This window comes from Pseudomonas sp. YuFO20, assembly GCF_035064975.1.
GTDB classification, from domain to species: Bacteria; Pseudomonadota; Gammaproteobacteria; order Pseudomonadales; family Pseudomonadaceae; genus Aquipseudomonas; species Aquipseudomonas putida_AE.
In genome coordinates, this window is sequence record NZ_JAXDEO010000106.1 from 1 (window position 1) to 9,770 (window position 9,770).

The following is a 9,770-nucleotide window of genomic DNA, read 5'->3' on the forward strand; positions in this document are numbered from 1 at the left end:
AACAGCGCATGAGGAACAGCATCGGTCCTGGCCGTCAGGAACACTGCCGTGCCTTGCACACGATGGGGAGGTTGCGAACGGATGCTGTCGATGAATAGCGGGAGCGGCAGTGCGGTTTCATCCAAGCGCTCGACAATGATTTTCCTGCCGCGCTTCCAGGTCGTCATCAAAATGAACAGGCCAATGCCGGCAATCACCGGGAACGCGCCGCCCTGGAAAATCTTCGGCGCATTGGCCGCGAAGTACAGGCTGTCGACCAGCAGGAAACCGAGCAGCATTGGAATGGCCAACCAGCGCGGCGTTTTCCATAGCAGCAGGACAACCGCCGAGGACAATATTGTCGTGATCAACATGGTCCCCGTCACTGCGACGCCATAGGCTGCGGCCAACGCACTGGACGACTCGAAGCCGATGACCAGCAGGACTACACCGACCATCAATGCCCAGTTGACCGTGCCGATGTAGATCTGCCCTTGCTCCTGACTGGAGGTGTGCTGGATAAACATGCGGGGGATATAACCCAGCTGGATGGCCTGGCGAGTCAGGGAGAACGCACCGGAAATCACTGCTTGAGAAGCGATGATGGTGGCCAGTGTGGAGAGCGCGACCATCGGCAGCAGTGCCCAATCAGGCGCCAGCAGATAGAACGGGTTGCGCACAGCCTCCGGGTTACCCAGGATCAAGGCGCCCTGGCCAAAGTAATTGAGCACCAAACCGGGCAGTACGAGGATGAACCACGCGCGCGAGATCGGTTTGCGGCCAAAGTGGCCCATGTCGGCATACAGTGCTTCAGCACCGGTCAGTGCCAACACGACAGCGCCCAGAATCACCACCCCGATTCCCGGATGAACCACGAAGAACTGCACGGCCCAGGCAGGATTGAGCGCTTGCAACACTTCTGGGCGCTGCAAAATCCCATAGATCCCAAGCGCACCCAACACCACGAACCACAGCACCATGACCGGACCAAACAGGATGCCGATTCGAGCCGTGCCATGTTTTTGTATCAGGAACAGCGCCACCAGCACGATCACTGACAAGGGCACGACCCAGTGTTCGATTCCGTCAAACGCCAGCTGCAGTCCTTCAACCGCGGAGAGCACCGAAATGGCCGGGGTAATCATGCTGTCCCCGTAAAAAAGTGCCGCGCCAAACAGGCCGAGCAGCACCAGTACCTTGCTCATGTACGGATAAGGTGCTGCCGCGCGACGGGCTAACGCGGTCAACGCCATGATGCCGCCTTCGCCCTGATTGTTGGCACGCAGGATGAACAACACGTATTTGATCGAGACCACCCAGATCAGCGACCAGAAGATCAACGACAGAATGCCCAGCACTCCGTCGTGATTGACCTGGACGCCGTAGTGGCCGGAAAAGACTTCTTTGAGCGTGTAGAGGGGGCTGGTGCCAATGTCCCCATAAACCACCCCGACAGCGGCGACGAGCAAGCCGACCCCTGAGGTTCTGGATGGGGAATCTGTGTGTGCAAGGGTCACTGTTTTACTCAAGGGCCGCTTCTCTCGTATGGCGGGGGAAGAAGTTCACGTCATCCTTGGGCAATACATTGCCAGTGCCATTAAAAATGCAGATGCATGGACCGTTGAAAATCGCGGCCAGTATCGTTGCAGACTGACCCGCCTACCGTAAAAAAAGCGTAAAAATTAACCGGCGGGCGCCAAAGATGCCGGTCTGCCCCTCGATTCACGATTCGCCGTCAAGGCGCCTAACCCTGTGGCAATCAGCAGGTCCCAGCTTCTGCCCGCTTGCTGAGCGAACCTCAATCGGCATCAGCGGCTGGCCGGACCTGTTGTCCAACAGCACGGAACGGGTCTCCTGGGGCTCGAACAGAAAACGTTCGCCCCACTGCCGCATGCTGACCACCACCGGAAAGATCTCCCGCCCTTTTTCCGTCAGCACGTACTCCTTGTAGGCACTGCCATCTGAGGCCGGTCGAACGTCGAATATCCCGACCTCGACCAGCGCCTTCAATCGCGACGCCAGAATATTCTTCGCCACGCCCAGGCTCTTTTGAAATTCGCTGAACCGGCGAATATCGTCGAAAGCGTCGCGGATGATCATGAGTGACCATCGATCGCCAATGACTTCCAGTGTTCTGGCTACCGGGCATTCGTTGCCTGGCGGTGAGGTGTCTTCGAGCATTTTGTTGACCTTGCGGAATGTGGTTGCAATTTGAAACCGAATGCACCAACAATTGAATCCAGTTTCCAATTGAAACCAGTTTAGCCCATGGAGGCGCACATGACAGCAGATGTCGATTCAGCCAGCCAATGTCTGGTCAGGGAGCCTTCGCCAATATCGCCTGCGGTAACCGACCGCTTTCCAAGGCTTTCGCCATCCCTCACGTTGTTGTTTTCCATCACCTGCGCGCTGGCAGTGGCCAATGTTTACTTCGCCCAACCATTACTCGACTCCATGGCCCAGAGCCTGGGTGTGGCCTCATCAATGATCGGGGTTGTGGTGACTGCGACTCAGGTCGGTTATGCATTGGGGTTGCTGTTCATCGTCCCGCTGGGGGACCTGGTCAACCGCAAGCGACTGATGCTGACGCAAGTTCTGCTGTCTGCGGTGGCGCTGACGGCGGTCGGTGCAGCACAGCAATGGTTGGCCCTGTTGGCTGCCATGATCGTGATGGGTTTGCTGGCAGTGGTCGTTCAGGTGCTGGTGGCCTACGCCGCTGTGCTGGCAACGCCCTCGCAACGCGGGCAAGCAGTCGGGACGGTCACCAGCGGGATTGTCCTGGGCATCCTTCTGGCGCGATTTACTTCCGGCTTGATCGCAGACATCGCAGGCTGGCGCGCTGTCTACTTTGTGTCCTCAGGTTTGATGCTGACCCTCGCGGCAGTGCTGTGGAAAGTGGTGCCTGTCACACCCTCCCCCAGGCATAAGGATACCTACCTCGCGCTCATCGGTTCGTTGTTCAAACTGTTCATCAGCGAACCCACGTTGCGCGCAAGGGGCCTGCTGGCGCTGCTGATCTTTGCCGCTTTTTCCGTGCTGTGGACAGCCATGGTCCTGCCGTTGAGCGCCCCGCCGCTGTCGCTTTCACACACCGCCATCGGCCTGTTCGGCCTGGCCGGTGTCGCCGGTGCGCTGGCTGCCAGACGCGCCGGTCGCTGGGCCGACCAAGGCCTGGGGCAACGCGTGACCGGCATTGCGCTGGGGCTCCTGACGCTGTCCTGGTTGCCCATCAGCGTTGCCGAGACGTCGCTGGTCGCGCTGGTCTGCGGCGTCGTCCTGCTCGACTTCGCGGTGCAGGCCGTGCACGTCACCAACCAGAGCATCATTTTCGCCGCACGACCCGACGCCCAAAGCCGCATGGTCGGCGCCTACATGTGCTTCTACTCGGTCGGCAGCGCGCTGGGAGCCGCCGCCGCAACCCAGGTTTATGCGCTATGGGGTTGGGAGGCCGTCAGTCTGCTGGGGGCCTTGATCAGTGTCAGTGCCTGGATTCTGTGGTTTCTCACGTCTCAATCCGACGGCAGTTGATAACCCTCCTCGATTGCCTTGAGCTTGCGGTACAGGGTCGCTCGCCCGATCCCCAGGCTGCGCGCGGCGGCCGAGAGGTTGCCGCCGCTCGCTTCCACCGCCGCCTTGATCGCGCGCAGCTTCGAGACCTGCAGGGTATCCCCCGCCTTCGGCTGCGGCTGCGGCGTACCTGGCGCTGATTCGACCGGGGTATCACAATCCTCCAATACGTCGTCCGGCAGGTGCTGCAGGCCGATTTCCTCTTCATTCTCGGCCAGGGCAGCGGCCAGGCGCAGGGTCTGGTAAAGCTGACGAACATTGCCCGGCCAGCGGTACGCCAACAGCGCCTGCAGCGCCACCTTGCTCAGCCTGGGCGATGGGTGCGCGTTGGTTTCGGCGCGCAGCAGGTGCTGGATCAGTGCGTCGAGATCGTGGCGTTCACGCAACGCCGGCAGGACAACGCGCAGGCCGTTGATGCGGTAATAGAGATCCTCGCGAAACCCCTGGTTGGCGCTGAGCTGCTTGAGGTCGCGGTGAGTGGCGCAGATCAACGCGCAATCCACCTTGATCAACTGACTGCTGCCAAGCCGGGTCAGGCTGCGCTCCTGCAGCACGCGCAGCAGGCGACCCTGCAGCTCCGGGGGCATGTCGCCGATCTCGTCGAGGAACAGGGTGCCCTTGTGCGCCTGTTCGATCTTGCCGCTGGCGCCGCCCTTGCGGCTGCCGGTAAAGGCACCTTCGGCGTGGCCGAACAATTCCGACTCGATCAGGCTGGCGGGGATGGACGAACAGTTGATCGCAACGAAGGCTTCGCCGGCGCGCCTGCTGCCTTCGTGCAACAGACGGGCGAAGACCTCCTTGCCCGTGCCGGTCTCACCGTTGATCAACACCGGGATGTCGCGGGCGAAGGCCTTGCGTGCGCGGGACAGAGCGTCCTGCAGGGCCGGATCCTGCAGGCACGGGCCCGATTGCGGCGCTGGCAGCGGCTCGGCGGTACTCGCAGGCAAGGGTAGCCGACGTTGTCCCCGTTCCGGTTTGCGCTCGGGGCCGAGGGTGATGCAAGCATGCAGGTCGCCGCAGTGGTGACCGCGCAGGCGCAACGGTGCGCTGAGGTCGTGGCGGCAATAACAGGTGGCATGGACGAAGGGCATGTCGAACAGCTCGGTAAAGTCCAGGCCGGCGTGGTTCTCGCCGAGCTTCAACAACTGACCGGCGATGCGGTTGGCGCAGCGAAGCTTACCGGCCGGGTCGAAGGCCAGCAGACCTTCCAGTGGCGTGCCGAGGATGTCCAGGCGATGGTGCAGATGCACCAGCAGCACGTCGCCAAGTTGGGCGAACATGCGGTTTTCGATGGCGCGAGCGGCGAACACCAGGCTATCGAGGGTATAGACCGAGGGCACGCCATGTTTGCTGCTGGCGTCCAGTACCCCGACGATGCCGCCGTCCAGGCCAAAGATCGGCGTGGCCAGGCAGGAGAACTGGCGAGCCTCCTCCAGGTAATGCTCCTCGCCGACAAAAAACACCGAATCGCGCTCGGTCAGGACGCAACTCGGCGCGGTGGTGCCCACGTTTTGTTCAGAGATCTGCGCACCGACACGGAACACCTGATTCAACTCGCGGTTGTCCGGGCTGAGTCGACCCAGGCTGCTGAGCACCACGCCTTCCAGATCGAGGCAGGCCAGCACCCAGTCTTTCGGCGACAGGGCGGCGTGCAGCTGCTCCATCTCCGGGGCGGCGCAGGTCAGCAACAGGCGATTGCTTTCGGCGATCTGCGCGCGACTGGCAACCACTGGCGCGTCAAACAGCAGATTGTCGCGCGGGCACAGGCCGTAGTTCTGCGAGCGCTGCCAGGATCTCTCGATCACTTGTGAATCGACGAAACGCTTGCGCGAGGAAGGTGTCGCGGGGCTATTGAATTTGGGCATGGCATGCGTCTCGCGGCCGAATGTCTCGAAGTGGGCCAGCTCGACCCCAAGCCACTGTCTCAATTTGAGCCAGCGATACAGCGGGACAATTCCCGCGCGGCCTTCGACACTTCTTATTATTACTCAAGCCATTGATTTAAAAGCTTTTCTTTCAAACCATAAAAAGCTGGCACAAGCTCTGCTCAATGACTTCACGTTAGTCCGGATAACCGCTCCGGCACTAGGTCGATCATAAACAAAAACAATAAAGGTAATGTCATGAAAATGAGCACAGGGCCGGCTCGTCGCAGCCCGGGCTGGCCGCCACACCAGTGTCGCCTGGTCCATCTGTTTCACGCTTCGCTCTTCGGCCTGCTGGCCAGTTTCTCTTGCAGCGCCATGGCGGTGGACGTCGATGCCGGCGATTACACGGCCCTTCCCGAAGGCACCAACCTGGGCCTGGTCTATTACCAACATGCCGAGCGCAATGCCCTCTACTCCGACGGTCACAAGGTGCCGATCGATGCCGGTCTGGATTCCGACATCGGTATCCTGCGCGGCGTGCACTTCACCAGGATCGGCGATTACATCGTCGACCCGCAGTTTCTCCTGCCGTTCGGCAACGTGCGGGCCAAGGATGATCTGCAAGACCTGGGCAACGACAGCGGCACTGGCGACCTGATCCTCGCCGCCACCGTCTGGCTGCTGAATGAACCGAAAAATCGCCGCTACTTCGGTATCACCCCGTTCCTCTACGTGCCCACCGGCAGCTACGACAAGGACCGCGCGATCAACCTCGGCGAGAACCGCTGGAAGCTCGCCCTGCAAGCGGGCTATATCACCGGCCTGACCGAAAAGCTGACCCTCGATCTGGTCGGCGACGTGACTTTCTTTGGCCACAACAACGACTTCGGTAGCGCTGGCGACACCCAGAAGCAGGACCCGCTCTACCAGGGCCAGGCTTTTCTACGCTACAACTTCACCGAGCGTTTCGATGTGCGTGCGGGCATTTCGAAGCTCTGGGGCGGTGAAAGCAACATCAGTGACATAGATATGGACGACAAGCCGGGCACCAGCAAATTCACGGTCGGCACGTCGTACTTCGTCACCCCGGGCACCCAGTTGATGGTCAATTACGGGCAGGACATCACGGTGGACAACGGCTTCGAAGAGGACAGCCGCATCAACTTTCGCATCCTGCAGCTGTTCTAGCCATCGCCGCTCGCAAGGGTCTCATTCCAATTCAAATAACAGGAGTCCTGCGTCTATGAACACGCAGTCTGCATCCCGAATTCTCGCTGGCCTGGCCTTCGCCTTGCTGGCGCCGCTGGCCGTCGCCGCACACGTCGACCAGGCCGCCATCATTGCCAGTAAGCAGGACGGTAGCCAATGGCTCAGCCACGGCCGCACCTATGACGAACAGCGCTTCAGCCCACTGGACCAGATCACCGCGAAGAACGCCGACAAGCTGGGCCTGGCCTGGTCCGTCGACCTTGATAACCATCGCGGCCTGGAAGCCACGCCGCTATTCGCCGACGGCGTGCTCTACGCATCGCTGTCCTGGAGCCGCGCGATCGCGGTGGATGCACGCACCGGCAAGACGCTCTGGACCTTCGATCCGCAGATCGCCCGCGACAAGGCCCGCGACGCCTGCTGTGACGCGGTCAACCGCGGAGTCGCGCTGTGGAACGGCAAGGTTTTCATCGGCACCCTGGACGGCCGGCTGATTGCCCTCGACGCAAAAACCGGCCAACAGGTGTGGAGCCAGCAGACCACCGACAACAGCAAGCCCTACACCATCACCGGCGCGCCGCGTGTGGTGAAGGGCAAGGTCATCATCGGCAACGGTGGCGCCGAGTACGGTGTGCGGGGCTATTTCTCCGCCTATGACGCCGAGAGCGGCGAGATAGCCTGGCGCTTCTACACCGTGCCCGGCGACCCGAACAAACCCTATGAACATCCCGAGTTGGCCGAGGCGGCCAAGACCTGGAAAGGTAACGAGTACTGGAAGCTCGGCGGCGGCGGCACCGTATGGGACGGCATGGCCTATGACCCTGAACTGGACCTGCTGTACGTCGGCACCGGCAACGGTTCGCCGTGGAACCGTGAACTGCGCAGCCCCGGTGGCGGCGACAACCTCTACCTGTCCTCGATCCTTGCGCTCAACCCGGACACCGGCCGGCTGGCCTGGCACTATCAGGTGACACCGGGCGACTCCTGGGACTTCACCGCCACCCAGCAGATTACCCTGGCGACCCTGGAGATCGCCGGCAAAATGCGCAAGGTGCTGATGCAAGCGCCAAAGAACGGCTTCTTCTATGTCATTGACCGCCAGACCGGCGAGCTGCTCTCTGCCGAGAAGTTCGGCAAGGTCACCTGGGCCGAGAAGATCGACCTGGCTACCGGCAAGCCGGTGGAGGCGCCCGGTGTGCGCTACCAGAAAGAGCCCATCGTCATGTGGCCGAGCCCCTTCGGCGCTCACGGCTGGCATTCGATGTCGTTCAACCCGCAAACCGGCCTGGTGTATATCCCCTACCAGGAGATCCCGGGTGTCTATCGCAACGAAGGCAAGGACTTCATCAAGCGCAAGGGCTTCAACACCGGCGCGGGCTTCTCCGACGCCACCGAGATTCCCCGCGAGGCCGTTTCCGGTGCCCTGCTGGCCTGGGACCCGGTCAAGCAGAAGGAAGCCTGGCGCGTGCCCTACGCTCACTACTGGAACGGCGGCACCTTGAGCACCGCCGGCAACCTGGTGTTCCAGGGTACGGCCGACGGCAACTTCATCGCTTACTCTGCAGACAAGGGCAAAAAGCTCTGGTCGTTCGGCGCACAGACCGGCATCGTCGCCGCCCCCATGACCTATAGCCTGGAGGGTGAGCAGTACCTCGCCGTGATGGCCGGCTGGGGTGGTGTCGCCCCGCTGATCGGAGGCGATGCCGCCTTGGCGCCGGGGGCGGGTAACGTCAGCCGCCTGCTGGTGTTCAAACTCGACGGCAAGGCCTCTCTGCCGCCGCTACCAGAAAAAACAGTGGTGGCGGTAAACCGCACGCCAAAACCGGTCGACGCTCCCGCTGCGGATATCGCGGCCGGCCAGCAGCTGTACGGTGCCTACTGCTCCGTCTGCCACGGTGTGGGTGCGATCAGTGGTGGCTTGATCCCCGATCTGCGCAAGTCCGACGAGTCCCATCGAAACCTGTTCCAGCAGATCGTCCTGGATGGCGTACTGCGGCCTCTGGGCATGCCCTCCTTCAAGGACAGCCTCGAGCCCGCCGATGTCGAGAAGATCAAGCACTACGTAATGAGCCAGGAGTACGCCCAATACCTCAAGGCACAGCAACCGGTTGCGACCAAGGCCACGCCGTGATTGCACAGAGGTAGCGCAAAGGGGCAAGGATGCCCGATCAGCTTTTGAAACCATCCATTCAAAAAAAGAGGAACTCGATCATGTGGACCAAACCTGCCTACACCGACCTGCGCATTGGCTTCGAAGTCACCATGTACTTTGCCAACCGCTAACCCTTTAGCGTGGTACTGCGTCTGCGTCCGTGAAGTTGAAGTGGCGTATGACGGCATGAGTATTGTGTTGTAACTGACGGCCCCTTCGCTGGCAAGCCAGCTCCTACAGTGACCGCGTACCCCTGTAGGAGCTGGCTTGCCAGCGAAAGGGCCAGACCAGCCACCAAAGAATCCACCGGCTGTACTCCGGAGACCCGCAATGACCGACACCCCGATGTCCCCCCGCCGAATTCGAAGCCGCCCTGCGCGCCAAGGGCGCCTATTACCACATCTATCACCCGTATCACGTGGCGATGTATGAAGGCCGGGCGACCCGCGAGCAGATCCAGGGCTGGGTCGCCAACCGTTTTTACTATCAGGTGAACATCCCGCTGAAGGACGCGGCGATCCTGGCCAACTGCCCGGACCGCGAGATCCGCCGCGAGTGGATTCAACGCCTGCTGGACCACGACGGCGCCCCCGGCGAAGACGGCGGCTTGATCGACGGCGAGCGTGACGTCGCCGCGATTATCAATGAGCTCGACACGCAATTCCCGGGCGTGCCCGAACTCGCGGACGACATCGAGCAATTCATGGAGGTTGCCCGTGCGCAGCACTGGATCGAACTTGCCTGATTCATCCAGGCAAGTGCCGCCCACACCCGAGATCGGCCTGCCCCTGTGGCTGCTGGCCGAGCTGACCTATCGCTGCCCGCTGCAATGCCCGTACTGCTCCAATCCGCTGGATTTCGCCGAACAAGGTAAAGAACTCAGCACCGAACAATGGCTCAAGGTGTTCCGTGAAGCGCGGGAGATGGGCGCGGCGCAGCTGGGTTTTTCCGGCGGCGAGCCCCTGGTGCGCCAGGACCTTGCCGAACTGATTGCC

General features: G+C 61.4%; 9 protein-coding genes and 1 pseudogene. 7 read left to right on the top strand and 3 right to left on the bottom strand.

Translation table 11 applies throughout. The features are described from left to right. Together SOP85_RS30075 and SOP85_RS30080 are read right to left on the bottom strand one after the other, a co-directional pair. A partial coding sequence (locus tag SOP85_RS30075; RefSeq protein WP_323629292.1) for a potassium transporter Kup occupies positions 1 to 1,508 on the bottom strand: 1,508 nt, incomplete at its 3' end. A gap of 193 nt (positions 1,509 to 1,701) precedes the next feature. Beyond that, a complete protein-coding gene (locus tag SOP85_RS30080) occupies positions 1,702 to 2,160 on the bottom strand; it encodes a winged helix-turn-helix transcriptional regulator (protein WP_274076252.1) in 459 nt (152 codons plus the stop codon). A 99-nt stretch (positions 2,161 to 2,259) separates the two neighbouring features. On the opposite strand from SOP85_RS30080, the gene SOP85_RS30085 reads away from it, so the two are divergent. Continuing rightward, complete coding sequence (locus tag SOP85_RS30085) at positions 2,260 to 3,507, top strand: MFS transporter (RefSeq protein WP_323629293.1); 1,248 nt, start codon at positions 2,260 to 2,262, stop codon at positions 3,505 to 3,507. Here the strand turns inward: SOP85_RS30085 and SOP85_RS30090 are convergent. Next, positions 3,489 to 5,411: a sigma-54-dependent Fis family transcriptional regulator gene (locus SOP85_RS30090; protein ID WP_274076250.1), complete on the bottom strand. Its 1,923-nt coding sequence runs from the start codon at positions 5,409 to 5,411 to the stop codon at positions 3,489 to 3,491. The genes SOP85_RS30085 and SOP85_RS30090 overlap by 19 nt on opposite strands. A 258-nt stretch (positions 5,412 to 5,669) precedes the next feature. Here SOP85_RS30090 and SOP85_RS30095 point away from each other — a divergent pair, with 258 nt between their 5' ends. The 6 genes and pseudogenes from SOP85_RS30095 to SOP85_RS30120 all read left to right on the top strand — a co-directional run. Continuing rightward, a complete protein-coding gene (locus SOP85_RS30095; RefSeq protein ID WP_323629294.1) occupies positions 5,670 to 6,602 on the top strand; it encodes a transporter in 933 nt (310 codons plus the stop codon). A gap of 55 nt (positions 6,603 to 6,657) precedes the next feature. Then, the gene (locus SOP85_RS30100; RefSeq protein ID WP_323629295.1) at positions 6,658 to 8,754 is read left to right on the top strand and encodes a PQQ-dependent dehydrogenase, methanol/ethanol family; all 2,097 of its coding nucleotides are present in this window, start codon (positions 6,658 to 6,660) and stop codon (positions 8,752 to 8,754) included. 80 nt (positions 8,755 to 8,834) lie between these two features. After that, positions 8,835 to 8,906, top strand: a complete 72-nt coding sequence (pqqA, locus tag SOP85_RS30105; protein ID WP_003243383.1) for a pyrroloquinoline quinone precursor peptide PqqA — start codon at positions 8,835 to 8,837, stop codon at positions 8,904 to 8,906. Between the two features lie 199 nt (positions 8,907 to 9,105). Further along, a pseudogene (locus tag SOP85_RS30110) lies at positions 9,106 to 9,383 on the top strand (pyrroloquinoline-quinone synthase PqqC); the annotation flags it as partial. Continuing rightward, the gene (gene pqqD / locus SOP85_RS30115) at positions 9,383 to 9,520 is read left to right on the top strand and encodes a pyrroloquinoline quinone biosynthesis peptide chaperone PqqD (RefSeq protein ID WP_274076357.1); all 138 of its coding nucleotides are present in this window, start codon (positions 9,383 to 9,385) and stop codon (positions 9,518 to 9,520) included. The pseudogene SOP85_RS30110 and the gene pqqD, both read left to right, overlap by 1 nt. A gap of 13 nt (positions 9,521 to 9,533) precedes the next feature. Further along, a partial coding sequence (locus SOP85_RS30120; protein WP_442967959.1) for a radical SAM protein occupies positions 9,534 to 9,770 on the top strand: 237 nt, incomplete at its 3' end.

Excerpts from the sequence above, each read along its gene's own strand:
- SOP85_RS30080 (WP_274076252.1), bottom strand. The coding sequence starts at position 2,160 with ATGCTCGAAGACACCTCACCGCCAGGCAACGAATGCCCGGTAGCCAGA.
- SOP85_RS30095 (WP_323629294.1), top strand. The coding sequence starts at position 5,670 with ATGAAAATGAGCACAGGGCCGGCTCGTCGCAGCCCGGGCTGGCCGCCA.
- SOP85_RS30100 (WP_323629295.1), top strand. The coding sequence starts at position 6,658 with ATGAACACGCAGTCTGCATCCCGAATTCTCGCTGGCCTGGCCTTCGCC.
- SOP85_RS30085 (WP_323629293.1), top strand. The coding sequence starts at position 2,260 with ATGACAGCAGATGTCGATTCAGCCAGCCAATGTCTGGTCAGGGAGCCT.
- SOP85_RS30090 (WP_274076250.1), bottom strand. The coding sequence starts at position 5,411 with ATGCCCAAATTCAATAGCCCCGCGACACCTTCCTCGCGCAAGCGTTTC.